This window comes from Amycolatopsis acidicola (assembly GCF_007713735.2).
In the GTDB taxonomy this organism is placed as follows: Bacteria; Actinomycetota; Actinomycetes; order Mycobacteriales; family Pseudonocardiaceae; genus Amycolatopsis_E; species Amycolatopsis_E acidicola.
On sequence record NZ_VMNW02000112.1, the window covers coordinates 1 to 25,907 of the forward strand.

Here is a 25,907-nt window from a genome sequence, read left to right on the forward strand (position 1 = left end):
GGTCAGGGGTGGGCGCCCGCGAGGGCGAGGGACCGCTTCTCGGGAACTCCCAGCATCAGCAGGCTCGTGATCGTCGCCGCCCTGGCACCGTCCGGCAGGGCGCTGTCCGCGATCGAGAACACGACGCCGTAGGCAAGCTGGCTCAGGAGGCCCGCCGGCAGGTGCCGTGCGAACACGTCGCTGTCCTGGCCCCGTTTCACGAGGCCCGCGAGGAGCTCGTCGACCGGCCCGAGCAGGCCGTGGATCGCCTCGCTGTACTCGCCACGGCGCAGCGCCACCAGCACCCGGTACCGGTGCGCCACCGGCCAGAGCCGCGCGATGAACTCGGCCCACGCCGCGTCCGCGTCGGAGGCGGCGACTTCCGTGAGCACAGCTGTCATCTCGGTGACGGCCCGTTCCGTGAGCGTCCGGATGAGATCGAGGCGCGAGGGGAAATGGCCATAGACCGTGCGGCGGACGACACCGGCCGCGGAGGCGATGTCGCCCATCCCGGCGTCGGGATTTTCTCCCAGCACCTCGAGGGCGACGTCGAGAATGCGGTCGCGCGTCTCGGCCATCGAGCGCGCGCGGGAGGACTCGGCAGGCACGAAACCATTGTTGCACACTGGTGTGCAATGACGTAGATTGCACACCAGTGTGCAACGAAGAGTTGTGCCGCGAAGCCCAGGAGAAGGCAATGACCGCACCGGCCCTCGTCCGCCCGTTCACCGTCTCGATCCCGGATCCGGAGATCGACGAGCTGAAGCGGCGGCTGGCCCGAACCCGCTGGCCGGATCCGGAAACCGTGGGCGACTGGTCGCAAGGGGTCCGCGTCGAGCACGCCAGATCTCTGGTCGGGTACTGGGAACACGGCTACGACTTTCGGCGTTTCGAGTCCCGGCTCAATCGCTTCCCCCAGTTCCTGACCGAAATCGACGGGCTGGACATCCATTTCATCCACGTCAGGTCCCGGAATCCCGGCGCGATGCCGCTGCTCCTCACACACGGCTGGCCGGGCTCGATCGTCGAGTTCCTGAACCTGATCGGCCCGCTGACCGATCCGGTCGTGTTCGGGGGAGACGCCGCCGATTCCTTCGACGTCGTCATCCCGTCACTCCCCGGGTTCGGGTTCTCGCGAAAACCCACGGAGACGGGATGGGATGCCTCGCGCATCGCCAGGGCGTGGGCGGAATTGATGAAGCGTCTCGGCTATACGAAGTGGGCCGCGCAAGGCGGCGATTGGGGCGCCGTCGTCACCACCGCGCTCGGGGCCATGCAACCCGAGGGGCTTCTCGGAATCCACCTGAACACCCAGTACGCCTTTCCCGAGCGGATACCCGAGACCTTGACGCCCGAACAACGCTACGCCGTGGAAACCCTCGCCCTCTATACCGGCGATCTCGGGGGATCGAACCACCTTCAGGGCACGAAGCCGGAGACCGTCGGATTCGCCCTCGCGGATTCTCCCGCCGGACAGGCGGCCTGGATCTACGAAAAGTTCCAGTCCAAGACCGACAACCACGGGCTCGCCGAGGATGTCCTCAGCCGCGACGACATTCTCGACGCGATATCGCTCTACTGGTTCACCAACAGCGCGGCGTCGTCCGGCCGTATTTACTGGGAGAACAAAACAGCCACCTTCGCCGGCCCCGAACTCACGCTTCCGGTCGCGGTGACCGTCTTCCCGAAAGACATCCCGCGCCTGCCGCGAAGCTGGATCGAAGACACCTACCGCACCCTGATCCACTACGGCGAGGCCGACAAAGGCGGGCACTTCGCGGCACTGGAACAGCCCGGGATCCTGGTCGGCGAAATCCGCACCGGCCTTCGCTCCCTTCGTTCCTGACGCCCGGCCTCAGTGGTGGTACTGGTGCACCACCGCGTGCCCGAGCCCGCGCGAGATCATCAGCTTGTTCACCGGTGTGGTGAGGACGAAAGCCACCACCAGCGACGCGGCCAGCGAGCCCCAGAACAGCGCGTCCCCGAGCCCGGCGTCCATCGCGCCGGGGACGGCGACGATCACCAGGTTGTCCAGGATCTCCATCACCGCTATCGACACCGTGTCCGCCGCCAGCGCGACCTGGAACGCCGCGCCAAGGCTCAGCCCCGCGCGCAGCACGCCGCGCATGGTCAGCGCGTAGCCGAACACGAAGGCCAGCGCGATGGACAGGACCACGGTGGCCGCGTTGGACAGCCCGAACGCGGTGCCGATGACCATGCCCAGGATTTCCCCGATGGCGCAACCGGTCAGGCAGTGCAACGTCGCCTGCGCGGCCGCGGACCAGGTGGCCGGGGTGGGGTGGTGGTGCTCGTGCACGACGACTCCTCTCGTATACCCCCCTAGGGTACCCGCATCCCGCGTTCGGCGGTACGGGCCGGGCTCGCGGCGTGCTTAGCATGGCGGCCTGCGTGGTGACGGGCGTCACCCGCGCCCGCGCCGCCGGTTCGAGACGAAACGAGGTGGCTGCACTGATGACCGGAAACAAAGCGGTGGCGTACATCGGCAAGGGCAGCGTCGAGGTCCAGGAGATCGAGTACCCGGGCTTCGTCCTGCACGACGGTCCCGGGGTCAACAAGGCGAACGTGGGGCGGGAATGCCACCACGGCGTCATCCTGCGGAACATCGCGACCAACATCTGCGGCAGCGACCAGCACATGGTCCGCGGGCGCACCACCGCCCCGGAAGGACTCGTGCTGGGGCATGAGATCACCGGCGAAGTCGTGGAGACGGGCCGCGACGTCGAATTCGTGCACACCGGCGACATCGTGTCCGTGCCGTTCAACATCGCCTGCGGGCGCTGCCGCAACTGCAAGGAGGGCAAGACCGGGATCTGCCTCAACGTCAACCCGGACCGGCCCGGCTCGGCCTACGGCTACGTGGACATGGGCGGCTGGGTCGGCGGGCAGGCCGAGTACGTGATGGTGCCCTACGCGGACTGGAACCTGCTGAAGTTCCCGGACCGCGACCAGGCACTGGCGAAGATCCTCGACCTGACCATGCTCTCCGACATCTTCCCGACCGGCTTCCACGGCTGCGTCAGCGCCGGGGTCACGGTCGGCTCCACGGTCTACATCGCGGGCGCGGGGCCGGTCGGGCTCGCCGCGGCCGCGTCGGCCCAGCTCCTCGGCGCGGCGGTGGTCATCGTCGGGGACCTCAACGCCGAACGCCTCGCCCAGGCCCGCAGTTTCGGCTGCGAGACCGTGGACGTCTCCCAGGGCGACCCGAAGGACCAGCTCAACGAGATCCTCGGGGTGCCCGAGGTGGACTGCGGCGTGGACGCGGTCGGCTTCGAGGCGCGCGGGCACGGCCGTGACTCCGCCACGGAAAAGCCCGCCACGGTGCTGAACTCGCTGATGGACTTCACCCGCGCCGGCGGCGCGCTGGGCATCCCGGGCCTGTACGTGACCGGGGACCCGGGAGCGGCCGACGAGGCGGCCCGCGAGGGAGCGCTTTCCCTGCGGATCGGGCTGGGGTGGGCGAAATCGCACGCGTTCACCACCGGCCAGTGCCCCGTGATGCGCTACCACCGGAAACTCATGATGGCGATACTGCACGACAAGGTCCAGATCGCGAAGGCGGTGAACGCGACCCCGATCCCGCTCGTCGAGGCACCCCGCGGGTACCACGAGTTCGACCAGGGCGCGGCCCGCAAGTACGTGCTCGACCCGCACGGGATGCTGTCCCGCAACTGACCCCCGTTCGTCCATTAGAGTGGCCCGCGACGAAGCGGAGGTCGACTCGTGGACGACGGTGGTGGCTTTCGGAGAACGCCCGCCCGGCCGGGAAATCCGGGCACCGGGCGGGCGGTTCCCCGGCACGCGCGGCGCGGGCGCCGGACCGTCTGGCGGCGGATCCGGCACGTGCTGTACTGGCTGATCGGGCTCGCGATCCTCGGCCCCGTCGCGGCCTTCGTGATCACTTACTTCATGGTGAACGTGCCCGACCCGAACGCGCTCGCGGCCAGCCTCAACCAGCCGGTCACGCTGTACTACGCCGACGGCTCCACCCTGTACTCGAAGGGAAGCGAGCAAAGCCACGCGCTCGTCACGTGGGAGCAGATCCCGCAGTCGATGAAGAACGCGCAGATGGCCGCCGAGGACGAGACGTTCATGACGAACAACGGTTTCGACCTCAAGGCGATCGCGCGCACGGTGTGGAACCAGGCCACCGGCGGCACCGGCGGCGGCTCCACGATCGGCCAGCAGTACGTCAAGAAGGCCACCGGCAACGAAGATCCCACGCTGAGCCGCAAATGGGTGGAGATGGTGCAGTCGTTCAAGATGACGCGCACCTATTCGAAGCAGGACATCCTCACCGCGTACCTCAACACCGTCTACTTCGGACGCGGCGCCTACGGTGTCCAGGCGGCGGCGCAGGCGTATTTCAACGAGGACGTCGGGAAACTCACCAACGAGCAGGCCGCGTTGCTCGCCGGGCTCGTGCAATCCCCCGGCAGCGCCAACAATCCGGACTACCAGCAGCGCCGGTGGGCCTACGTGATGGGACGGCTGCAGGCGAACCACTGGATCACCCAGGCCGAGTTCGAGGCCGCGCGGTTCCCCGCGCCGGTGGGCGACGCGGCGAAGAACGGCGGCTCGAACCTCGCCGACCGGCAGTACATCGTGTCCCAGGCGTTCGCGGAACTGGCTCAACGAGGCTATTCCGAGGACAAACTCGCCGCGTCCGGCGCGCGGATCTACACCACCATCCAGCCGCCAGCGCAGACCGCGGCGGAGCAGTCCGTCGCCAAGATCATGGCCGCCGACCAGGACTACCCGGACGAGGGCAGCGCGCTGGTGTCGGCGAACCCGGCGACGGGGGAGGTCATCGCCTACTACGGTGGCGACGGCTCGACGTCCTACGACCTCGCGACCACCCCGCAGCAGCCCGGTTCCTCGTTCAAGCCCTACGTGCTCGCCGCCGGGCTGCGCGCCGACCCCGAGCACATCGGCCTCGACACGATTTACGACGGCAGCGACAACCAGACCATCGCCGGGCAGCTGGTGCACAACTCCGACGGCGAGGGCGCGCCGCGCATCACGGTGAAGGACGCGATGACCGAGTCGGTCAACACCGTCTTCTACCGGATGGGCTCGCAGGTCGGGGTGCAGGCGGTGCGGCAGGCAGCATGGGACGCGGGTATCCCGCAGAAGATCACGACCTCGCTCGGCGGCACGTTCGACTCGCTGCAGAACGACGACCCGGCCACCGGCGCGGGCACCGGGACCACCGAGCTGGGCATCTCGATCGGCCAGTACCCGGTGCGCCCGCTCGACCAGGCACAGGGGTATGCGACCTTCGCCAACAACGGGATGTACGTGCCGCTGCACCTGGTTTCGCGGGTGACCGACGACAGCGGCGGCCAGCTGTACGAGTTCAACACCGCGCCGAAGAAGGCGTTCAGCGAGGACACGGCGACGAACGCGTCGATCGCGGGCACCGTGACGGCGTCGATGGCGGACGTGGCCGCGTCCTCCGGTGACGGCCTTTCCGGCGCGCGGCCCAACTCGGCGAAGACGGGCACGGCGCAGTTCGGCGACACCGGGCACAACTCCGAGGCGTGGATGGTCGGCTACACACCGCAGGTGGTGACGGCGGTGTGGTTCGGCAACGAGAAACAACCCGCGCCGATCTACGGCAACTACCACAACGGGAAGGGCAAAGAACGCGGCTACGACGTGTACGGCCGCGAGGAACCGGGCTACATCTGGCAGGCGTACATGGACGCCTACCTCAACGGGAAGCCGGTGCAGGCTTTCCCGCAGGTTCCGCTGATCACCGCGCCGCCGCCGGTCACCACGACCCCGCCCACCACGACGGAACCACCACCACCGACGACGACCGAGCAGCCCGGCCCGCCCCACGGCAAGCCGACGATCGGGAAGCCCACCCTGCCGACCACGATCCCCACGTGCGTCTTCGGCTGCGAAACCACGACGACGACTTCGCGGCACCGGCCGGGGCGGGGCTGAGCCTTCCGTGGGTGGCCGGTTGCTCCGGTGAAACCGTTAGCCCGCGCACCATTTTCCGTTCACCTCGGTTGGCCAGACTCGGGCGTCGAATCGAGGAGGCTGGATGAAACGTCTAGGAGTCACCGCCGTCGCCGGTGCGCTCGCCCTGTCGTGCACCGTCGCGGGCACCGCGGAAGCGGCGAACCCGCTGCGCGTGAAGGACGACAGTTACCGCGTGCAGCAAGGGAAAACGTTGCAGGGACACAGCGTGCTGGCGAACGACGCCGGCGCGGGAACCCTGGTCTCGCACACCGCGCCCGCGCACGGCACGTTGAAGATCAACCCGGACGGTTCGTTCAGCTACACCCCCGAGGCCGGGTTCACCGGCACCGACTCCTTCACCTACAGCACGAGCGACGCGGTCAAGCTGTACCGCACGAACCTGCCGCCGCTCGCGACGATCGACGGGGTCACCATCACCGGCGGCTCGTACGGCTCGTCGCTCACACCCGTGCCGGGCAAGGCGGGGGAGTACTACGGGCTGACCGACCGCGGCCCGAACGTCGACGGCCCTGACGGTGAGAAGGTCGAGCCGCTGCCGGGCTTCACGCCCGCGATCGGCCGGTTCCAGCTGGTGAACGGGAAAGCGGTGCTGAAGGAGACCATCCCGTTGCGCGCCAAGGACGGCACGCCGTACAACGGGCAGGCCAACACCGACGCGAACACCGGCGAGACGATCGTCGACCGCAGCGGGAACACGTTGCCTGCCAGCAAGAACGGGTACGACTCCGAGGGACTGGTCGCGCTGCCGGACGGCACGTTCTGGGTCTCGGACGAGTACGGGCCGTTCATCACCCATTTCGACGCGCAGGGCCGGGCGATCGAGCGCCTCTCGCCGTTCGACGGCTCACTGCCGGCCGAGCTGGCGAACCGCGTCGCGAACAAGGGCATGGAAGGGCTGACCGTCACGCCGGACGGCCACACGCTCGTCGGGATCATGCAGTCGGCGCTGCAGCAGCCGGACCTGACCAAGAAGCCCGGCAACGTCGCGCCGGTGCGCATCGTCACCTACGACCTGCGCACCAGGAAGACGCGCGAATACCTGTACCTGCTGGACAATCCGAAGGACACCGGCACCGCGGTCAGCGAGATCACCGCGCTGGACGCCACGCACTTCCTCGTCGACGAGCGGGACGGGGAGTTCGAGCCGGGCGCCTACAAGAAGCTGTACAAGATCGACCTCTCGAAGGCGACCGACGTCGGCCCGTCTTCGGAGGTCAAGGGCGCGACGTATGACGCGGCCAAGGGCGGGCTGCTGGTCGGCGGCCGGAGCATCGAAGTGCTGAGCGGCACCGACGGCACGGACAAGTCCACGGAAGACCTCGCGGCGGCGGGGATCACGCCGGTGGCGAAGTCGCTGGCCGTGGACGTCGGCGGGCTGGTGACCATGCTCGACCCGAGCGGCGGCTTCTTCGGGCACGACAAGGTCGAGGGCGTGGCCACCACGGACGGCGGTCGCACGGTCGTCGTCAGCAACGACAGCGACTTCGGCATCGACGGGGTCACCAACGACGCGCCGCCGTACGAACTGCACCCGAAGACCCTCCCCGACGGCACCCAGGACGACGGCGAGTTCCTCGCCATCGACACCACGAAACTCCCGGCCGAAACGACCACCGCCACGGTGCGGATCACGGTCACAGAGCACTGAACGCAACCTGCCGCATGAGCCGGAACCCGGCACGGGCGAGGTTCGCCGCACTGGCCGAGGCTGGGCGCGCGGTCGCGACAGCGAGCGTGGCCCCAGCCTCGGCTGCCTTGTTCAGTCGGTGCCTGATGAGGTCGGTTTGGGCGCCCTGGCGCCGATGGGTGGGGAGGGTGGAAGCGCCGCCCAGCACGGCGGCGTCCCCGTGGACCGTCATTGCCGCGGCAGCGATCGGGCTCCCGTCGGCCATGGCGAAGAACGCCCGCACCCGGGGGCTCCGGTGTTCGGCTTCGATGAACTCGGCGACCGTTCCCGCAGCGTCGTAGCCTGCCAAGAGAACACGCACGAATCGGTCGCGGTTGCTCGCCTCGACGACGGTGCGTGCCCGCGGCTCGGCGGTCGCGAGTTCTTTCAGGGCGAGCAGCCGGTCATCGACCCGGGTCAAGCCTGCCGCGCGAATGTGGTGAGACGTGGCGAGCTCTTCCGACACAGGAACACCAGCGCCGGATCCTCGGCGCGGACGCTCAGCACGCCCTCGCCTTCGCCTTCGTCGACACAGAACCGCCCGACCCCGCCGGCGGCCGAGCAAGCGAGCGCCGTTCGCTGGAAGAGGGCTTGCTCGGCGCGGCGGGACAGGGAATGTGGCACGCCGCGCGCTCAGAGGCGTTGCTTCAGGCGGGAGTTGAGGATCGTGGCTCGGGTGGCCAGTTCGCGGGTCGTCGGTTTGCGGCCGCGGGGCAGTTGGGCTCGGAGGGCAGCCTGGGAAATCACGCCCCGTGCCCCGGGGTAGCGGCGCAGGGTGCCGACGGGCACGACGCGGAACTCTTCGTGGTCGAGAATCAGCTTGGGGTCACTGACCTCGGCCCTCAGCAGTCTGTCCAGTTCGTCGACGGTGACCTTCATCGTTCTCATCACCTCTGCCGTCCGCATACCCGCCGAGCTTGCCGCGAAAACCGGCGCTTGCAGATGTCATGCCCGCTCCCGGACGTTCGGCATGCCCCGCGAGCCCGCGGGGTCAGCAGCACGATCGGGATCGCCGTCCTGGTCCCAGCGCTCGCCGGGAAACCGCTGATGACCGCCGCCCTCAAACCGTGGATCGTCAAGGGCGACAACGCCAGGAGTGCGGCGTGGGACCGGCTCGCGCGCCGCGTCAAAGCCGAGGCCGAAACCGAAGCAGGGCGGCCTGCTCGATGTGTGACGCTATACACGGCCGGGCAACTCACCCGCTGTTGATGTTAGCTTCCGGAGGGATACCAAGGCGGTATCCCGTTTACCGAAGGCTGACGATGAGCGAAGAACTCCGCCCGCAGAAGCGCGGCCGCAAGATCGCCATGACCGACGACGAGCTCGACGCGTTCCTCGGCGAGCAGCGCACCTGCCGCGTGGCCACCATCGGCCCCGACGGTCCACATGCGACACCACTGTGGTTCGTCTGGCAGGGCCGCGCCATCTGGCTCACGTCGCTCACCCGCAGCCAGCGGTGGGCTGACCTGCAACGGGACCCGCGCATCGGCATCGTCGTCGACGCCGGCAGCGAGTACCAGGAGCTGCGTGGCGTCGAGATCACCGGCCGCGCCGAGGTGGTCGGGGAAGCGCCGCGCACCGGCGAGGACGTGCCCGAGCTGAAGGAGCCGGAACTGGCCTTCGCGCGCAAATACACCGGCGGGGACACGATGTTCCACGACGGCAGGCACGCCTGGCTGCGCATCGTCCCGCAGAAGATCGCCAGCTGGGACTTCCGCAAGCTCGGCTGATCACCGGACACCGGAGGGGCCGCACTCGCCGACGAGCAGGAGGCCCCATGACCAGGCTGCGTTCCTCGGACCGTTCCACACCGCGGGTGAGAACCCGACGCTCGCCCTGCACCGGGATCTGGGGATCGCGGAGCACCTGGACGCGCTCGGGTTCGACGAGCTGTGGGTGGGCGAGCACCATTCCGCGGGCCACGAGATCATCGCGTCGCCGGAGATCTTCATCGCCGCGGCCGCCGAACGCACCCGGTCGCTCCGCTTCGGCACCGGCGTCACCTCGCTGAGCTACCACAACCCGGGCGGCACGGCGCCGGGCTGCTGTCGATCGGCGCGACCCTGACCGAGGCCGGGTTCGACGCGCTCGCCCTCCACTGGGACGTCGTGACCGAGCGGGCCGCGCATTTCGGCCGCCCGGAGCCGGACCGGGCGGGCTGGCGGCGGGTCAGCCCGATGCACGTCGCCGAGACCCGCGAGCAGGCGTACCGCGACGTCGAACACGGGATCATGCCGTGGTTCCGGTGATGCCGCACTCCCAAGGCACGGGCCGCACGCACGCGCAGTCGACGATCGACACCGCCCAGCGCGCGCCGCGCACGCGGAAGCACAACTCGCGGCCGTCGCGCGGATGACCGAGAAATACGCGAGCGAAGCCGGAAAAGGGACTTAAGTCCCTCGTCTGCTGGCGTCCCGCCATTTCCGGTCAATGAATCATCGGAAACGCCGTGAATTGCTGAAACAATCAGGGAAGGCTACTCCCAACGGGTTGCGGGAATGCCGAATTCCGGTTTTCCGTGGACACCCCTGGTGCGCGATGCGAGGCTGATTCCCCGGCGGAGAAACGGGGCGGCGGGATGGCTGTGCGGATACTCGCGGTGGTCCGGATCGTGAACGGGACGCTGGCGTTGCTGGTGCCGGGCCTGCTGATCGGGCGGCTCGATCCGGGCCGGGAGCCGAGCCCGGCCGCGGTGTACGCGTTCCGGATGTTCGGAATCCGCACTGTACTGCTCGGTCTCCAGCTGCTGTTCGCGGACGGCGACCGGCTTCGCTACGCGTTGCGGGAGGGAGCGCTCATCCACGCCGTGGACGCGGCGACCGCGGTGACGCTCGGCGCCCGCCGGAAGGTCTCGGTGGCGACGGCGGTCTTCATCATCGGCATCTCCGCGTCGAACACGGCGCTGGCCGCCGCCGCATTGCGCACCGGAAAGAATCGGGGAGCTTGCGATGACAAAACCTGAAACGTCCGTTCCCGGCTATCGGAAGACGTTGCCGTGGCGGCTTTACGTCGGCGCCGCGGATCTCGTCGACCGGGTGATCGGCTGGGACAACCTGCCCGTCCCGCTGGGCCTGCTCGAGCTGATCGGGCTGCGCACGAAACTGCGGCAGGAGAATCTGCACGACACTTCTGCGCTGCCCGCGGTCAACACGCCGCCGGTCCCGCCGTTCCGGCCCGAGTTCCTGGTGCGCCGGACCACGGACGGGACGCACAACGATCTCGGCGCCCCGGCGATGGGGATGGCGGGTTCACGGTTCGGCCGGAACATCCCGCTGAAGAAGATCGTGCCCTCGGACGCGGAGTCGGTGCTGACGCCGAACCCGCGTGAGGTGAGCCGGAAACTGCTGACCCGCACGGCTTTCGTGCCGGCGGGCTCGGTGAACTCGCTGGTGGCGGCGTGGCTGCAGTTCATGATCCGCGACTGGTTCAGCCACGGCACGAGCCCGAAGGACAACCCGTGGGAGGTCCCGCTCGCGGACAACGACCCGTGGCCGGAACGGCCGATGCACATCATGCGCACGCCGGAGGACCCCACGCGCCCGCCCGCGGACGCGGATCTGCCGCAGACCACGGTGAACGTGCTGACGCACTGGTGGGACGGCTCACAGGTCTACGGGATCGGCCCCGAGGCCGAGCACTGGGCCCGCGCCGGTGAAGGCGGGAAGCTGCGGGTGCTGGACAACGGCCTGCTCCCGGTGCCGGAGGATCCCGAGAAGGACCCGGCGCGGGTGCCCGGGTTCTGGCTGGGCACGGAGTTGCTGCGGACGCTGTTCTCCTTGGAACACAACGCGATCTGCGACCGGCTGCACCAGGTGTACCCGTCGTGGGACGACGACGAGCTGTTCCAGCGGGCGCGGCTGGTGAACTCGGCGCTCCTGGCGAAGATCCACACGGTGGAGTGGACGCCCGCGGTGATCAGCCATCCGACGACGAAGGCGGCGTTGCGTGCCAACTGGTTCGGCATCGCGGGCGAGCGCGTGCACAAGCTGTTCGGGCGGCTCGTGGACAACGAGGTGATCAGCGGGATCCCGGGCGGCGACACCGATCACTACGGCGTGCCCTACGCGCTGACCGAGGAGTTCGTCGCGGTGTACCGGATGCACCCGCTGATCCGGGACCAGTGGGAGTTCCGCTCGGCGCGGGACAACGAGCCGGTGCTGGAGGCGGAGTTCCCGGACATCGCGGGGCCGAACGCGATGAAGGTGCTCAACAGCATTTCCGTCACGGACCTGCTGTACTCGTTCGGCACGCTGCACCCGGGACTGGTGACCCTGCACAACTTCCCGAAGTACCTCCAGGAGTTCCAGCGCCCGGACGGGCATCTGCAGGACCTCGGCGCGACGGACATCCTGCGGTCGCGAGAGCTCGGTGTGCCGCGCTACAACGAGTTCCGGCGGCTGCTGCACCTGGATCCGGCGCACAGCTTCGAGGAGCTGACCGACGATCCGCGGTGGGCGGAGGAGATCAGCCGGGTCTACGACGGGGACATCGAGCGGGTGGACCTGTCGGTGGGCATGTTCGCGGAGCGGCGCCCGGCCGGATTCGCCTTCAGTGACACGGCTTTCCGGATTTTCATCCTGATGGCCTCGCGGCGGCTCAACAGCGACCGGTTCTTCACCGAGTACTACCGGCCCTCGGTCTACGGGCAGGCCGGCCTGGACTGGGTGCAGGACAACTCGATGGCTTCGGTGCTGCTGCGGCATTATCCGGCGTTGCGGCCGGCGCTGGCGTCGGTGACGAACGCGTTCGAGCCGTGGGCGGCGACGGGATGAGTGACGTCAAGCAGGCCGATCTGGTGCTCGAAGGCGGCGGAGTGAAGGGACTCGGCACGCTGGGCGCGGTGGTACGGCTGATGGAGCGTGGTCACCGGTTCCCGCGCGTGGCGGGGACTTCGGTGGGCGCGGTGGCGGCGGCGCTCGTCGCGGCCGGCGCGGACGCGGACGGGATGCGGCGGGCGATGTCGCGGCTGGTGCTACGGAAGGTGCCGGACCGGGCGCCGCCGCCGATCGCGCTGGTGTCGGAGGGGCTTTCGTGGCTCACCGGCGGGCATCTGTACCAGGGCGCCTACATCCGGGAGTGGTTGCTGGGGGAGCTGGCGGAACTCGGCGTGCGGACGTTCGCGGATCTGCGGCGGCACGACGAGGGCGACGACGCGAACCTCGGTGACGAGCAGCGGTACAAGCTGGTGGTGACGGCGACGGACATCACGCACGGCCGGCTGCTGCGGCTGCCGTGGGACTACCGGCGGCTGTACGGGCTGGACCCCGACGAGCAGCTGGTGGCGGACGCGGTGCGGATGTCGCTGTCGATCCCGTTCTACTTCCAGCCGCAAACCCTGACCGAACACCCGGGTGGCGCGGTGTCGACGATCGTGGACGGCGGGGTGCTGTCGAACTTCCCGGTGGAGACCTTCGACCGCACGGACGAGAAAGCCCCGCGGTGGCCGACGTTCGGGGTGCGGCTGTTCCCGGATCTGCCCGGCGGGCTGCCGGCCGTCTTCCCCGTGCTGGGCTGGCTGCCGACGCAGCTGACGCTGGCCGTGCAGGTGGTGGCGACGGCGATGGTGGGCAGGGACCAGACGCACCTCGACCTGCCGGGCGTGCGATCGCGGATGATCAACGTGGACACCTCCGGCGTCGGGATCGTCGATTTCGGGCTGCACGACCAGGATCGGCGGATGCTGCTGGATCGCGGGGCGAAGGCCGTCGACGACTTCCTGGCGCACTGGAACTGGCCGTGACGGCCGTCTGCGTGAGCGAGGAGGCGTTGCTGCACGCCACGGACAGGGAGCTGGACCGGTTGTTCCGCACGAGCCCGGTCGGCGAGCTGCCGGCCGGGCCGGCGGACGGGACGGCGTTGGTGGCACCGGGTTCCGGGCTGACGGCGAACCTCGCGCGGCTCGCCGCCTGGCACGGCGTGTTCTCGCCGGACGGGCAGTCGCTGGTCACCCAGCTGGGTCCGGTGCGGTCGATGGAGGCGTTCGTCGAACCGGGCCCGAGCTGGGTGGACGCCAGGGAGTGCGTGGTGCTCGACTACTCGGGCACGTCGCTGCTGGCGCGCGGGGTGCGGGGCGAGCTGCGGCGGGTGGCGCCGGAGCTGTGCCTCGGGGTCATGTGGCTGTTCCGGCGGCGGGTGGGATGGTTCCTGTTACGGATGGCTGGTTAGGGCCGGGCAGCGGGGCGGCGGCGCCGAGCCCGATCTCGGCCGCCGCCGCGCGCACGGCGTCGATCACCAGCTGCAGGGACGGCCTGCGGGAGTTGACCGTGCGGTGCGCGATCGAGACCGTGCGCATCACCGGTTCGGTGAGGGCGACGATGTCGACCCCGGACGGCAACAAGGAAAGGCCGAGGTCCGAGACGAGCGTGACGCCGAGGCCGGCGCCGACCATCGAAAGCGCCGTGGCCTGTTCGCCGACTTCGTGGTTGATCTTGGGCTCGAAGCCGTGGCGCTGACAGGCAAGACGCACGGCGCGGCCGAAATGCGAGCGCGGCCCGGCGAGGATCCACGGCTGCTCGGCGAGTTCGGTGAGGTGGATGTTGGCGGCCGGGACGACGCCGTGGGGGACGGCGGCGTGGAGGCGTTCGACGGCGATGACGACCCGGGTGAGCGCGGGATCCCAGGGCATCGGATAGTCGGAGTAGTCGATCACGAACGAGAAGTCGAGCGCGCCGTCGCGGACCGCGCCCGCCGTGTCCTCGGGGGCGAGTTCCTTGGTGCGGACCTCGATTCCGGGGTGGTCGGCGGCGAGGAGCGTGAGCGCCTTGGGCAGCAGGCCCGACGCGACGGACGCCCACACGCCGCCGGTGAGCCGGGCGGACACGCCTTCCTGCGCTTCCTCCAGTGCCATGGTGGCGCGTTCCACCGAGCGCAGGATTTCGTCGGCGTGCTCGGTCAGCACCATGCCGAGCTCGGTGAGCTGGACGCGGCGGCCGAGCCGTTCGAAGAGCTTGGCGCCGACGTCGCGTTCGAGCTGGGCGAGTTGCTGGGACACCGCGGAAGCCGTGTAGTGCAGCGCGGCGGCGGCCGCGGTGACGGTGCCGCGGCGGTGTAGTTCGCGAAGCATCCGCAAACGGTGCAACGAAAGCTCCATGCGCCTCAGCCTAAGCAAGGCCGGGCCGCTGTGCAGGAAGGCTGAACGGAACCGTGCAAGATCCTTAACTGGACGCGCGCGGATCTTCTGCCGCACGCTGGTGTTACCGGCCGGGCGGGCCGGGAGTTCTCTTCTTCCCAGGTCCGGGCTTTGCCGTGCCCAAGTCAAGGAGGTTTGTGCCGTGACGATGATGCATGAAGGGGGTACGCCCCTTCCGCAGCTGCCCATCGCACCCGTGTCCGCGCCCGCCGAGCCGTTGCTGCGGCTGACCTGGACCGACCGCGTCACCGGCGCGCACGGCTACCTCGTGGTGCACACGCTGGTGTCGGGGCTGGCGACCGGAGGCACCCGGATGCGGGCGGGCTGCACGATGTCGGAGGTCGAGGACCTCGCGCGGGGCATGGCCGCGAAGACCGCCACGTTCGAGCTGCCGGTCGGCGGCGCGAAGGGCGGGATCGATTTCGACCCGAAGCACCCGGACGCGGTGGGGGTCCTGGAGCGGTTCTGCCAGGCGATGCGGCCGTGGCTGGACGCCCATTGGGTGACGGCGGAGGACCTCGGGGTGCCGCAGCATCTCATCGACGAGGTGTTCTCGCGGCTGGGCCTGGAGCAGTCCTACCACGCGGCGATCCGGCGTTCGGTGGATCCGGCGCGGACGCTGCGGCGGGTCCGCGCGGGGCTGAACGCGCCGGTGCCCGGCGGTTTGCTGCTGGGCGACGTGATCGGCGGATACGGGGTGGCGCAGGCGTGTCTCGGCGTGGCCGACGCACACGGCTGGGAGACCGGGGCGACCACCGTGGCGATCCAGGGCATCGGCACGATGGGCGGCGGCGCGGCGTGGTACCTGCACGAAGCGGGAATGCGGGTGGTCGCCGTGGCCGATGCCGCGGGGACGCTGTACCGGGCCGGTGGTCTGGACATCCCGGAGCTGCTGGAGCTGCGGGACGGGTACGGGGAGATCGACCGGTCGCGGCTGCCGGGTGACGTGGAGTTGTTGCCGCGCAACGCGATCGTCGGGATGGAGGCGGACATCCTGGTGCCCGCCGCGATCTCGTACGCGCTCACGCCGGACAACTCGATCGACGTGGCGGCGAAGGTCGTGGTGGAGGCGGCGAACGCGGCGACCACGCCGGAGGCGGAGGCGATGCTGGCGGCGCGGGGGATTCCGGTGATCCCGGACTTCGTGGCCAACGCCGGTGCCGCGGCGTGGGCGTGGTGGCTGTTGCTGGGACAGGTCGGGGCGAACCCGGCCGACTCGTTCCACCGCCTGCGCACGGAAATGCGGGCGAAGGTCGCGCTCCTGCTGGGACAGTGGATCGCCGCGAAGGTGCCGCCGCGCCGCACGGCGCAGGAGCTGGCGGAGTCGCGGCCGGATCTGCCGGAGGGAGTCGTCATTCCTTAGCGCGTAAGAAGAAGAGCCGCCCGGTGGGGGAGCCGGGCGGCTCTTCACGCGTTCAGGCGATTTTGATGCGCGCGCGGTACCACAGGAGGGCCGCGGCGCCGAGGCCGAGGACGACCCAGCCGATCGGGCGGCCGATCGCGAGGAAGGTCGCGACGGGCAGGCACACCGCGAGAATCAGCAGCACAGCCGCGTGGACGACGGCGACGGTGCCGATGAGCGCGGTCAGCACGGCGGCGGGGCGCGGGCCGATCCGGACGGGATTTCCGGTGCGCCGCGCGAGAAACCGCAGCACGACGAGAAGCAGCGGACGGCGCACGGCGACCGAGCCGAGCAGGATCAGCCCGAGTGGGCCGGTGATCACCGCGTCGTGGGTCTCGATCACCAGCGTGCTGCCGCCGGTCGCGGCGGCCACGAGGAGCGCGGCACCGAACGCCACGATCATGACCGCGCCGACCGGGTCCACCTTGCGGCGCACCGCGAACTCGGCGAGCGTGACGAGCACTGGGATCGCAGCCGCGAGGGCGAGCGCGGTCAGGTCGCTCAGGACGTGCGGGCGCAGCAGCAGATAGGCCACCAGGGGCAGGATCGCGTTGAGGGCGATGCCGGGCCCGATCCGGCGGAACAGCTTTTTCCTTGTCTCCCCAGGAATGTTCATGCCGTCGATGGTGGCGCGCCCATGCCGGGGAGCGCGTCGGCTCCGGGGTGGGGACCGGGATTTGCGGTCCGGAGTGGACCGCTGCCACCCGCGGGTGCAGCCGGATTTCCACCCACGGGTGCAGGAACCCGGCGCCCGGTCCCGGTAGTTTCGGGGGCGTGGCCTTCGTTTCGCGCCCCAGGGCGAGTATGCGGCGCCGGCTGGCGGCGCTGGTCCTGCTCGTCGTCGTGGCGGTGACGGCGGTCCGGACCGAGCCGGGTTCGCTGACGCACGGCACGGGAGTGCTCGTGCTGGTGTCGATGATGGTGGTGCTCGTCGGGGGCGGTGCCCTGCTTTTCGGGCTGCCGGCGAGGAGGCCGTGGGCGGAGCCGGCGGTGGTCGGGCTGGTGATGCTCGGCTCGCTGCTGCTGGCGTGGTTCGAACCCAACGGCGTCGGGTACTTCGGGGCGTTCATCATCGCGAGCGCGCTGGCGTTCCGCAGCATCGGGCGGCGCGGGCCGCTCGTGGCAGGGTTGTTCCTCGTGGCCATCGGGGTGGTCGCGGTCGTGGCGGCGCACCGCCCGGTGGTGAACGTGCTGCTCAACGAACTCGGCGCGGTGGCGTTCTTCCGGCTCGGGTTGTACGCCAACCGGCTCGAGGCGCGCACGGCGGAATCCGAGCGGCTGGTGGAGGAGCTGCGGGAGACACGGCAGGCGCAGGTCCGGGCGGCGACGCTCGCGGAACGGCAGCGGCTGGCGCGCGAGATGCACGACGTGCTGGCGCATTCGTTGTCCGGACTGGTCTTGCAGCTGGAGGGCGCGCGCTTGCTGGCGGCGACGGACCCGGCCGATCCGCGGCTGAACGACGCGCTCGACCGTGCCCATCATCTGGCGCAGGCCGGGCTCGGCGAAGCACGGCAGGCGATCGGGACGTTGCGCGACGACGAGCTCCCCGGCCCCGAGCGGCTGCGCGCGCTGGCCGCCGAGTTCGAACGGGACACCGGGATCGCTTGCTGCTACACGGTTTCCGGGGAGCCCAAGGAGTTGGCGGCGGACACCAGGCTCACGGTGTACCGGGTGGCGCAGGAGGCGCTGACCAACGTCCGCAAACACGCCGAGGCCCGGCAGGTCGAGCTGCGGCTGGGCTATCGTCCGGACCAGGTGGTGCTCACCGTGGAGGATTTCGGGACGCCGGCGCGACGCGAGGACACGGGACAGGGATACGGGGTGACGGGCATGCGGGAGCGGGCCGAACTGGCCGGGGGCACGCTCGCGGCGGAGCCCACCGGGGCCGGATTCCGGGTGACGCTGCGGGTCCCGGCGTGATCCGGGTGATGCTCGCCGACGACCAGCGCGTCGTGCGCGAGGGGCTGGCGATGCTGCTGGGGTTGCTGCCCGGCGTGGAGATCGTCGGCGCGGCGGCGGACGGGGACCAGGCGATCGCGATGGCCCGCGAGCTGGGCCCGGACGTGGTGCTGATGGACCTGCGAATGCCGCGCTGCGACGGGATCGAAGCCACCCGACGGATGCGATCGGAAGCACCGGACGTGCGCGTGGTGGCGCTGACGACGTATGCCGACGACAAGTCCGTCCTCGACGCCTTGCGCGCCGGGGCGCTGGGCTACCTGACGAAGGATGCGGGCGCGGAGGACATCCGGCGGGCGCTCGAGCAGGTGGTGAGCGGGCAGGCGGCGGTCGATCCGGCCGTGCAACACCACCTCATCGCCGCCGTATCCGGTCCCACGCCGGTGGCGGAGCGGGCGCCGGACGGGCTGACCCGCCGCGAGGCGGAGGTGCTCGGCCACATCGCGGGCGGGTTGTCGAACGGCGAGATCGCGCAGCTGCTGACGGTCAGCGAAGCGACGGTGAAGAGCCACGTGAACCGGATCTTCGGCAAGATCGGCGCCCGCGACCGGGCGCAGGCGGTCAGTTACGCGTACCGGCACGGGCTCGCTCCCGGTTGAGCCACCGGACGTCCCGCCCGAACGACCACGCCAGTGCCGCCAGCGCGAGCGCTGTCACCGCCACAGCGGCGGGCAGCGGGCACACGCTCGCGACGACCAGCGCCACACCCTGAAGCGCGGCAACGGTTTTCCGCGCGATACTGCCCGGCAGCTCCGCGCGCAGCCACGGCGCGAGCCACGCGGCGGCGACGAACACGTACCGCATCGCGCCGATCGCGAGCGCCCACAGGCCGACGGTGAGCGAAATGTGCACACTCAGGGTCAGGATCAGGAACGCGTCGACCTCCATGTCGAACCGCGCGCCCAGCTTCGACACCGTGCCGGTGCGGCGCGCGACCTTGCCGTCCACCGCGTCGAGCGCCAGCGCCACCGAGGCGAGGGGAACGAGCGCGGCGAGCGGGGCCGGTGTGCCGAGGTGGTCGGCGACCAGCGCTGTCACACCACCGGCGAGCACGGCACGCGCGAAGGTCACGTGGTCGGCGGGGCTCAGCGTGGCGCGCCGGGCGTGGCGCATCGCCGAACCGAGCAGCAGCACCAGCGCCAGCCCATAGAAAGCGCCGGTCAGCCAGCCCGCGGTACCGAGCCCGACGCCCGCGCCGAGCACCGCCAGCAACAGTATCTGCGCGGTGAGGCCTGCGGCCGGGACGCCGGGCGTGTAGACCGGATTCTGCTGTGCTCGTGTGATCATCGTGGTCCCCGAACCTTTCTGGGAGGTCCTCCATGACACGTTCGGCTCGGGCGTTCTGGTTCAAAACGCCCGGCGAGTGCGAGCTCCGCGAAACCGGCGTACCCGCGCCGGGCGACGGAGAAGTGCTGGTGCGGACCCTGTTCTCCGGCGTGAGCCGGGGCACCGAAACCCTGGTTTTCCGCGGCGGGGTGCCGGAAAACCAGTACGCGGTGATGCGCGCGCCCTTCCAGGAAGGCGAGTTCCCCGGCCCGGTCAAGTACGGCTACCTCAACGTCGGCGTCGTCGAGGAGGGCCCGATGACCGGGCGGACCGTGTTCTGCCTGTACCCGCACCAGACCCGCTACGTCGTGCCGGCCGACGCGGTGACCGTCGTGCCCGATTCCGTCCCGCCTGGCCGGGCGATCCTCGCGGGGACGGTGGAAACGGCGGTCAACGCGCTGTGGGACGCGGCGCCGCTGATCGGAGACCGGGTGGCCGTACTCGGCGCGGGCATGATCGGGTGCAGCGTCGCGGCGCTCGTCGCGGGAATTCCGGGCGTGCGGCTGGAGCTGGCCGATCCCGACCCCACCCGCGCCGCGATCGCGGACGCGCTCGGCGTCCCCTTCACCACGCCGGAAGCAGCGCGCGGCGAATGCGATCTGGTGATCCACGCGAGCGCGACCGAGGCGGGCCTGACGCGGGCGCTCGAACTGCTCGCGCCCGAGGGCCGCGTGATCGAGCTGAGCTGGTACGGCGACCGCCGGATCAGCCTGCCACTGGGCGAGTACTTCCACTCACGCCGGCTGACGATCCGCTCCAGCCAGGTCGGCACCGTCTCGCCCGCGCGGGGGCGCAGCTACCGCGAACGCCTCGCCCTCGCGCTGGACCTGCTGGCCGACCCACGGTTCGACGCCCTGATCACCGGGGAAAGCACCTTCGACGAGCTGCCCCGCGTGCTGCCCATGCTCGCGGGCGGGGAGCTGCCCGCGTTGTGCCACCGGATCGTCTACCCGTAGGAGGATCGTTTGTTCAGCATCACCGTCCGCGATCACGTGATGGTCGCGCACAGTTTCCAGGGCGAGGTCTTCGGGCCCGCGCAACGCCTGCACGGCGCGACGTTCGTCGTGGACGCCACCTTCCGCCGCGAGGAGCTCGACGCGGACAACATCGTCGTCGACATCGGGCTGGCCACCGAACAGCTCAAGGACACCCTCGCCGTCCTGAACTACCGCAACCTCGACGAGCTGCCCGAGTTCGACGGCATCAACACCTCCACCGAGTACCTCGCGAAAGTGATCGCCGACCGGCTCGCCGAGCGCATCTCCGCCGGCGCGCTGGGCGAGGGCGCGCGCGGCCTGTCGGGGCTGAGCGTCACGCTGCACGAGTCGCATGTCGCGTGGGCGAGCTACGAGCGCGCGCTGTGAACACCGTCCACTTCGTACTGCCCGCCGACGTCGACGACCCGGCGGTTCCCAGTGGCGGCAACGTCTACGACCGCAGGCTCGCCCAGGGCCTGTGGTCGGCGGGATGGACGGTACGGGAGCACACCGAAGTGAACCGGATCGCCGCCTTACCCGTGGATTCGGTTGTGCTGCTCGACGGACTGCTCGCCTGCCCCGCCCCGGAAATCGTGGTGCCGCAAGCGGGCAGGCTCCGCCAGGTCGTGCTCGTGCACCTGCCGCTCGCGGAGGAAACCGGCCTGAGCCCGGCCGTCGCGGCGGAACTGGACGCGAAGGAACGCGCTGTCCTGCACGCCGCCGACGCGGTCGTCGCCACCAGCCCCTCCGCGGCGGGGCGGCTCGCCGCTCATCACGGGCTGGAGCTGGTGCACGTCGTGCCGCCCGGGATCGATCCGAAGCCACGCGCGCTTGGTACGGATGGGAAATCGCAGCTGTTGTGCGTCGCTTCGGTGACTCCGCGCAAGGGGCAGGACATCCTTGTCGAAGCGCTCGCGCGGGTCGCGGACCTGCCGTGGCGCTGCCGTCTTGCCGGACCTGTCACGCGCGATCCCTTGTACACCGGACAAATCCGGGACCTGATCGCGAGACACGGCCTCGGGGAACGAATCGAGCTGCTCGGCCCGCGCACCGGCGCCGACCTCGACACCCTCTACGCCGAGGCGGACCTCGTGGTGCTGCCCTCGCGCGCCGAGACCTACGGCATGGTCGTCACCGAGGCTCTCGCCCGCGGCATCCCGGTGCTGGCCACCGACGCGGTCGCGGAAACCCTGGGCCCGCACGGAATCCTCGTCCCGGCCGACGACCCGGCCGCCCTCGCCGAGGCCCTGCGCCGGTGGTTCGACGACCCCGCCCTGCGCGCCCGCCTCCGCGAGTACCGGCCGCGGCTACCCGGCTGGGAACGCACCGCGCGGGACATGGCCGAAGTACTGGCGGCGCTGTGAGCTTCTCCCCGGACTGGCTGGCCCTGCGCGAACAGGCTGACGCCACCGCCCGCTCGACGGAACTCCTCGCCCCGCTGGGTGATTTCCTCGACGGCGCCACCGAACTCACCGTCCGCGACCTCGGCTGCGGCACCGGCTCGATGGGCCGCTGGCTGTCCGGCAGACTGCCCGCCCCGCAGCGCTGGATCCTCCACGACCACGACCCCGCGCTCCTCGCCCAGGCCCGGTTGAACCTCTCGGCGCGCGGACCCGTGTTAGCGGTGGAGACACGCGAAGGCGATCTCACCGGTCTGCGAGCCGAGGACCTGACCGGTACGTCGTTGGTGACCGCCTCGGCCCTGCTGGACCTGCTCACCGCCGAGGAGGTGAACCGCCTCGCCGCCGCGTGCGTGCACGCCGGAAGTCCAGCACTGCTCACGCTTTCGGTCGCCGGGAGGGTCGAAATGACGCCAGCCGAACCACTCGACACCGCGTTCACCGCGGCGTTCAACGCCCACCAGCGACGCGGCCTGCTGCTCGGGCCGGACGCCCCCGCTGTCACCGCCGCCGCGTTCCGCGCACTCGGCGCCAGCGTGCACTCCGCCCCCAGCCCCTGGCGCCTCGGGCCGCGCAACGCCGCGCTGACCGCCGAATGGCTGCGCGGCTGGGTCGCCGCGGCCTGCGAACAGGACCCCGGACTCACCCGCCACGCCGATGCCTACCTGCGGCGGCGAAGCCAGGACGGGGTCGAGATCGTCGTCCACCACGAAGACCTCCTCGCACTGCCCGGAGCGGCGTCATGACCCGCCGCATGTGGCCGTGGCTGCGGCTTCTCCTCGCCCTCGGCATCCTCGCCGGGCTCTGCTGGCGGCTGGGCACCGGCGCGTTCCTCGACGGGCTGCGCGTGATCAGCCCGGGCTCGCTGCTCGTGGCGCTCGCGATCGGCCTGCTCACCACCGTGTGCAGCGCGGCCCGCTGGTGCCTGATCGCCCGCCGCCTCGGCCTCGCACTCACCCTCCGCGAGGCGGTCGGTCACTACTACCGCGCGCTGCTGCTCAACGCCGTCCTCCCGGCCGGAATCCTCGGCGACGTGCACCGCGCCGTCGACCACGGCCGCCGCTCCGGCGACGTCGGGCGCGGCGTGCGGGCGGTGTTCCTGGAACGCTTCGCCGGACAGGCAGTCCTGCTGTCCCTCGGCGCCGCCGTGCTCGTGCTGCACCCGTCCGTGGCCGGGAACCTCTTACCCGGCAAGGAAATCCTGCTCGGCGTGCTCGCACTCGCCGCGCTCGTGGCGACGGCCGCGCTGTGGGCACGCAACGGCCACGGCGCGGCCAAGCTTCGCCGCGCCGTCACCACGTCGCTTGCCGACGCGCGCTGCCTGCTCGCCCGCGAGACCGGGCCCCGCGTGGCGGTGCTGTCGCTGATCACCGTCGCCGGGCACGTCGGACTGTTCCTCGTCGCCGCGCACGCAGCGGGCGCGAGCGCCCCGGCGACCACGCTGATCCCGTTGCTGGTGCTGGCTTTGGTCGTGATGGGCCTGCCGCTCAACATCGGCGGCTGGGGCCCGCGCGAAGCGTTCCTCGCGCTCGCGTTCGGCGCCGCCGGACTCGGCGCGAGCCAGGGCCTCACCGCGGGCGTCGTCTACGGCGTACTCACCCTCGTCTCGGCGCTGCCCGGCGTGCTCGTCCTCGGCTACGAGTCCAGGATCGGCAGGTACTCGCCGAAAGCCGCGACCAGCCCCTCCAGCAACTCCTTGCCCTTCTGGGCCGAAGCACGCGACGGGCGCCCCACGATCCCGGACGCCGTGTACGCGGCCAGCCCGAGTGTGAGCAGATGACGCCGGTCGTCGGCCACCACATCACCCGTCTCGTAGCCCGGCCGCACCAGCTCCGGATGCGCGTGCAACAGGATCGACGTCTCCACCTCACCCGCGTGCATATCGGAATCCAGCGGGGTTTCCACGCCCGCGAACGCCCGCGCGGACTCCCAGTCGGCCAGGCCGGGGAACAACGCCATCCCGCCCCCGGATTCCTGCACCACGTTGCCCAGCACGTAGTTCCCGCCGTGCCCGTTGACCAGCACCAGTGCCGGCACCCCGCCGCGGCGCAGCGAATCGGCGATGTCGAGTACCACCGAATTCAGCGTGCGCGCGGAAATGCTGACCGTGCCCGGCCACTGCTCGTGTTCGTGCGAACAGGAAATGGTGATCGGCGGCAGCACCCGGACCGGATGTTTTTCCGCGATCGCCGCGGCTATCACGCAGGCGATCACGGTGTCGGTGGCCAGCGGCAGGAACGGGCCGTGCTGTTCGAAACTACCCACCGGCAGCACCGCCACACCGGCCCGCCCGCGCTGCACGTCGGTGGTCGTGGCCTGGGGCAGCAGGTCCATCGGTCCAGCCTTTCGTGGTGAGGAGTACCAGCCTCGGGTATACCGGGATGAGCGCGCTGTCGACGACGATACGAGGGACGAATGCCGAAATCCATCGCAAGCGAAGACATCGCCGAATCCACGCTCGTGACCCGCCGGGGCACATTCCGCGCGGTCGCGTTCCGGGACGGCGCCGAACACCTCGCACTCGTGCACGGAAATCCCGCGCCGGGAACGGATGTGCTCGTGCGCGTCCATTCCGAATGCATGACCGGCGACCTGTTCGGCTCCACCCGCTGCGAATGCGGCGAACAACTGGACGCCGCGCTGGAGACGATCGTGGCCGAGGGCAGCGGGATCCTGATCTACCTCCGCGGCCACGAAGGACGCGGGATCGGGCTCGTCGCCAAGATCCGCACCCACATCCTGCAGGACGAAGGCCTCGACACCGTGGATTCCGCCACCAGCCTCGGATTCCCGGTCGACGTGCGCGACTACGCCCCCGCCGCCCGCGTGCTGCGCCACCTCGGCGTGCGCTCGGTGCGGCTGATGTCGAACAACCCGGACAAGATCGCCGCGCTGGAGGACCACGGCATCCGCGTCGCCGCCCGCGTCCCGCTGCTCGCCCAGCCCAGCGCCGACAACATCCGCTACCTGACCGCCAAACGCGACAAACTCGGGCACGACCTCCCGCAACTCGAGAACTTCGCCGGAAAATGAGCGCCGAACTGCTGCCCGTCGCCCGCGAAGCCGCCGGCATCGCCCGCCGCGTCATCCGCTCCCGCGCCCCGGCGACGATCACCGCGAAGGCCGAGCGTGACCTCGTCACCGACATCGACCTCGCCGTCGAGGACGAGGTCCGCCGGTTCCTGGAACGGGAAACCCCGGAAATCGGCATCCTCGGCGAGGAAAGCGGGCACACCGGTGCCACCGGCGGACTGTGGTGGGCGCTCGACCCGGTCGACGGCACCGCCAACTTCTCCCGCGGCATCCCCCTGTGCGGAGTCTCCCTCGCCCTCGTCTCCGGCGAACGCGCGGTGGTCGCGGCGATCGACCTGCCCTTCCTCGACGTCCGCTACACCGCCGCGGAAGGCGAAGGCGCCTACGCCGGCGAGGACCTCATCGCCGCCTCCACAGTGCACGAGATCGCCGACGCGATCGTCTCGATCGGAGACTTCGCCGTCAGCCCCGGCGCCGAGGAGAAGAACCGCGTCCGGATCGCCCTGCTGTCCCGGCTCGGCGCGCGGGCCCAGCGGGTGCGGATGCTCGGCACCGCCGCGATCGACCTCGCCTGGGTCGCGGAGGGCAAGTTGGACGCCTCCGTCATCCTCGCCAACCTGCCGTGGGACACCCTCGCCGGCGTGCTCCTGGTCCGCGAAGCCGGGGGAGTGGTCCTCGACGCCGACGGCAGCCAGCACACCACCGCCTCCGCCGCCACCATCGCCGTCGGCGCGCCCCTCCGCCCGGCGCTGATGACCCTGCTGCGGGAGTCCACAATGGACTAAAGGGCTTGTGGGGGCTCGGCCTGGTTCGGTGGGGCGCCCGTTCGTGCCTCCCGCGCGCGCGTGTTTGCCGCCCCCGTTGGTGTGTTGGCTGCCCGCGTTGGCGTGTTGGCTGGCCGCGTTGGTGTGTTGGCCGCGCGCGTTGGCGTGTGGGCCGCCCGCGCTGGTGCGCCCCCGGCTCGCGCGCGGGCACCGCCGAGTCAGCGTCAGCCACCCCAGCCACCCCCACCCACGGGCAC

General features: G+C 70.4%; 28 protein-coding genes and 1 pseudogene. 21 read left to right on the forward strand and 8 right to left on the reverse strand.

Annotated features, from left to right (window positions below):
• Positions 1-2 precede the first annotated feature (2 nt).
• The gene (locus FPZ12_RS40385) at positions 3-587 is read right to left on the reverse strand and encodes a TetR/AcrR family transcriptional regulator (RefSeq protein ID WP_144756811.1); all 585 of its coding nucleotides are present in this window, start codon (positions 585-587) and stop codon (positions 3-5) included.
• 89 nt (positions 588-676) lie between these two features.
• Between FPZ12_RS40385 and FPZ12_RS40390 the strand changes: the two genes are divergently transcribed.
• Entirely contained in the window at positions 677-1,825 is a 1,149-nt protein-coding gene (locus tag FPZ12_RS40390) for an epoxide hydrolase family protein (RefSeq protein WP_144756813.1), read from the forward strand.
• A 9-nt stretch (positions 1,826-1,834) separates the two neighbouring features.
• On the opposite strand, the gene FPZ12_RS40395 is transcribed toward FPZ12_RS40390, so the two are convergent.
• Positions 1,835-2,296 (reverse strand): DUF4396 domain-containing protein, encoded by a 462-nt coding sequence (locus FPZ12_RS40395; RefSeq protein ID WP_144756815.1) that lies wholly within the window; start codon positions 2,294-2,296, stop codon positions 1,835-1,837.
• A 155-nt stretch (positions 2,297-2,451) separates the two neighbouring features.
• Here FPZ12_RS40395 and fdhA point away from each other — a divergent pair, with 155 nt between their 5' ends.
• From fdhA to FPZ12_RS40410, 3 genes are all read left to right on the forward strand, one after another.
• Positions 2,452-3,672, forward strand: coding sequence for a formaldehyde dehydrogenase, glutathione-independent (gene fdhA / locus FPZ12_RS40400; protein ID WP_144756817.1), 1,221 nt, complete (start codon positions 2,452-2,454; stop codon positions 3,670-3,672).
• A 48-nt stretch (positions 3,673-3,720) separates the two neighbouring features.
• Positions 3,721-5,952, forward strand: coding sequence for a transglycosylase domain-containing protein (locus tag FPZ12_RS40405; RefSeq protein ID WP_144756819.1), 2,232 nt, complete (start codon positions 3,721-3,723; stop codon positions 5,950-5,952).
• Positions 5,953-6,055: 103 nt separating this feature from the next.
• Positions 6,056-7,642, forward strand: a complete 1,587-nt coding sequence (locus FPZ12_RS40410) for an esterase-like activity of phytase family protein (protein ID WP_144756821.1) — start codon at positions 6,056-6,058, stop codon at positions 7,640-7,642.
• On the opposite strand, the gene FPZ12_RS40415 is transcribed toward FPZ12_RS40410, so the two are convergent.
• Complete coding sequence (locus tag FPZ12_RS40415) at positions 7,629-8,126, reverse strand: GNAT family N-acetyltransferase (RefSeq protein WP_144756823.1); 498 nt, start codon at positions 8,124-8,126, stop codon at positions 7,629-7,631. The genes FPZ12_RS40410 and FPZ12_RS40415 overlap by 14 nt on opposite strands.
• Positions 8,127-8,293: 167 nt before the next feature.
• Positions 8,294-8,539 carry a hypothetical protein gene (locus tag FPZ12_RS40420; RefSeq protein WP_144756825.1) on the reverse strand — a complete coding sequence of 82 codons (246 nt, stop codon included), beginning with the start codon at positions 8,537-8,539 and terminating at the stop codon, positions 8,294-8,296.
• Between the two features lie 383 nt (positions 8,540-8,922).
• Between FPZ12_RS40420 and FPZ12_RS40430 the strand changes: the two genes are divergently transcribed.
• The 7 genes from FPZ12_RS40430 to FPZ12_RS40455 all read left to right on the forward strand — a co-directional run bounded on the left by FPZ12_RS40430 (position 8,923) and on the right by FPZ12_RS40455 (position 13,825).
• Positions 8,923-9,390, forward strand: a complete 468-nt coding sequence (locus FPZ12_RS40430) for a pyridoxamine 5'-phosphate oxidase family protein (protein ID WP_144756829.1) — start codon at positions 8,923-8,925, stop codon at positions 9,388-9,390.
• Positions 9,391-9,526: 136 nt separating this feature from the next.
• A complete protein-coding gene (locus FPZ12_RS46755) occupies positions 9,527-9,727 on the forward strand; it encodes an LLM class flavin-dependent oxidoreductase (RefSeq protein WP_243770282.1) in 201 nt (66 codons plus the stop codon).
• Between the two features lie 41 nt (positions 9,728-9,768).
• Positions 9,769-9,909 (forward strand): hypothetical protein, encoded by a 141-nt coding sequence (locus tag FPZ12_RS46760; RefSeq protein WP_243770281.1) that lies wholly within the window; start codon positions 9,769-9,771, stop codon positions 9,907-9,909.
• 329 nt (positions 9,910-10,238) lie between these two features.
• On the forward strand, positions 10,239-10,622 hold the full coding sequence (locus FPZ12_RS40440; RefSeq protein ID WP_144756831.1) for a hypothetical protein: 384 nt from the start codon (positions 10,239-10,241) through the stop codon (positions 10,620-10,622).
• Positions 10,609-12,432: a peroxidase family protein gene (locus FPZ12_RS40445; protein WP_144756833.1), complete on the forward strand. Its 1,824-nt coding sequence runs from the start codon at positions 10,609-10,611 to the stop codon at positions 12,430-12,432. Before FPZ12_RS40440 ends, FPZ12_RS40445 begins: the two co-directional genes overlap by 14 nt.
• Entirely contained in the window at positions 12,429-13,400 is a 972-nt protein-coding gene (locus FPZ12_RS40450) for a patatin-like phospholipase family protein (RefSeq protein ID WP_144756835.1), read from the forward strand. The genes FPZ12_RS40445 and FPZ12_RS40450 overlap by 4 nt, the downstream gene beginning before the upstream one ends.
• Entirely contained in the window at positions 13,397-13,825 is a 429-nt protein-coding gene (locus tag FPZ12_RS40455; protein WP_208026179.1) for a hypothetical protein, read from the forward strand. The genes FPZ12_RS40450 and FPZ12_RS40455 overlap by 4 nt, the downstream gene beginning before the upstream one ends.
• Here the strand turns inward: FPZ12_RS40455 and FPZ12_RS40460 are convergent.
• A complete protein-coding gene (locus FPZ12_RS40460; protein WP_144756837.1) occupies positions 13,770-14,750 on the reverse strand; it encodes a LysR family transcriptional regulator in 981 nt (326 codons plus the stop codon). The two genes, FPZ12_RS40455 and FPZ12_RS40460, sit on opposite strands and share 56 nt — an antisense overlap.
• 190 nt (positions 14,751-14,940) lie before the next feature.
• On the opposite strand from FPZ12_RS40460, the gene FPZ12_RS40465 reads away from it, so the two are divergent.
• Positions 14,941-16,152 carry a Glu/Leu/Phe/Val dehydrogenase dimerization domain-containing protein gene (locus FPZ12_RS40465; protein WP_144756859.1) on the forward strand — a complete coding sequence of 404 codons (1,212 nt, stop codon included), beginning with the start codon at positions 14,941-14,943 and terminating at the stop codon, positions 16,150-16,152.
• A 52-nt stretch (positions 16,153-16,204) separates the two neighbouring features.
• On the opposite strand, the gene FPZ12_RS40470 is transcribed toward FPZ12_RS40465, so the two are convergent.
• Positions 16,205-16,807 carry a VC0807 family protein gene (locus FPZ12_RS40470; protein ID WP_144756839.1) on the reverse strand — a complete coding sequence of 201 codons (603 nt, stop codon included), beginning with the start codon at positions 16,805-16,807 and terminating at the stop codon, positions 16,205-16,207.
• 158 nt (positions 16,808-16,965) lie between these two features.
• Between FPZ12_RS40470 and FPZ12_RS40475 the strand changes: the two genes are divergently transcribed.
• Both FPZ12_RS40475 and FPZ12_RS40480 read left to right on the forward strand, forming a co-directional pair.
• The gene (locus tag FPZ12_RS40475; RefSeq protein ID WP_208026180.1) at positions 16,966-18,111 is read left to right on the forward strand and encodes a sensor histidine kinase; all 1,146 of its coding nucleotides are present in this window, start codon (positions 16,966-16,968) and stop codon (positions 18,109-18,111) included.
• An 8-nt stretch (positions 18,112-18,119) separates the two neighbouring features.
• A complete protein-coding gene (locus FPZ12_RS40480) occupies positions 18,120-18,749 on the forward strand; it encodes a response regulator (protein WP_144756863.1) in 630 nt (209 codons plus the stop codon).
• On the opposite strand, the gene FPZ12_RS40485 is transcribed toward FPZ12_RS40480, so the two are convergent.
• On the reverse strand, positions 18,712-19,437 hold the full coding sequence (locus FPZ12_RS40485) for a CDP-alcohol phosphatidyltransferase family protein (RefSeq protein WP_144756841.1): 726 nt from the start codon (positions 19,435-19,437) through the stop codon (positions 18,712-18,714). The two genes, FPZ12_RS40480 and FPZ12_RS40485, sit on opposite strands and share 38 nt — an antisense overlap.
• Before the next feature lie 32 nt (positions 19,438-19,469).
• Here FPZ12_RS40485 and FPZ12_RS40490 point away from each other — a divergent pair, with 32 nt between their 5' ends.
• From FPZ12_RS40490 to FPZ12_RS40510, 5 genes and pseudogenes are all read left to right on the forward strand, one after another.
• The gene (locus tag FPZ12_RS40490) at positions 19,470-20,432 is read left to right on the forward strand and encodes a zinc-dependent alcohol dehydrogenase (RefSeq protein WP_144756843.1); all 963 of its coding nucleotides are present in this window, start codon (positions 19,470-19,472) and stop codon (positions 20,430-20,432) included.
• A 9-nt stretch (positions 20,433-20,441) separates the two neighbouring features.
• Entirely contained in the window at positions 20,442-20,840 is a 399-nt protein-coding gene (locus tag FPZ12_RS40495) for a 6-pyruvoyl trahydropterin synthase family protein (RefSeq protein WP_144756845.1), read from the forward strand.
• Positions 20,837-21,817, forward strand: coding sequence for a glycosyltransferase family 4 protein (locus tag FPZ12_RS40500; protein WP_208026181.1), 981 nt, complete (start codon positions 20,837-20,839; stop codon positions 21,815-21,817). The genes FPZ12_RS40495 and FPZ12_RS40500 overlap by 4 nt, the downstream gene beginning before the upstream one ends.
• Positions 21,814-22,599: a class I SAM-dependent methyltransferase gene (locus FPZ12_RS40505; RefSeq protein WP_208026182.1), complete on the forward strand. Its 786-nt coding sequence runs from the start codon at positions 21,814-21,816 to the stop codon at positions 22,597-22,599. Before FPZ12_RS40500 ends, FPZ12_RS40505 begins: the two co-directional genes overlap by 4 nt.
• 8 nt (positions 22,600-22,607) lie before the next feature.
• A pseudogene (locus tag FPZ12_RS40510) lies at positions 22,608-23,408 on the forward strand (lysylphosphatidylglycerol synthase transmembrane domain-containing protein); the annotation flags it as partial.
• Between the two features lie 80 nt (positions 23,409-23,488).
• Here the strand turns inward: FPZ12_RS40510 and FPZ12_RS40515 are convergent.
• A complete protein-coding gene (locus FPZ12_RS40515; RefSeq protein WP_144756851.1) occupies positions 23,489-24,187 on the reverse strand; it encodes a creatininase family protein in 699 nt (232 codons plus the stop codon).
• 81 nt (positions 24,188-24,268) lie between these two features.
• Here FPZ12_RS40515 and ribA point away from each other — a divergent pair, with 81 nt between their 5' ends.
• Both ribA and FPZ12_RS40525 read left to right on the forward strand, forming a co-directional pair.
• Positions 24,269-24,886 carry a GTP cyclohydrolase II gene (gene ribA / locus FPZ12_RS40520; protein WP_144756853.1) on the forward strand — a complete coding sequence of 206 codons (618 nt, stop codon included), beginning with the start codon at positions 24,269-24,271 and terminating at the stop codon, positions 24,884-24,886.
• Positions 24,883-25,671: an inositol monophosphatase family protein gene (locus FPZ12_RS40525; protein ID WP_144756855.1), complete on the forward strand. Its 789-nt coding sequence runs from the start codon at positions 24,883-24,885 to the stop codon at positions 25,669-25,671. Before ribA ends, FPZ12_RS40525 begins: the two co-directional genes overlap by 4 nt.
• Positions 25,672-25,907: the final 236 nt, after the last annotated feature.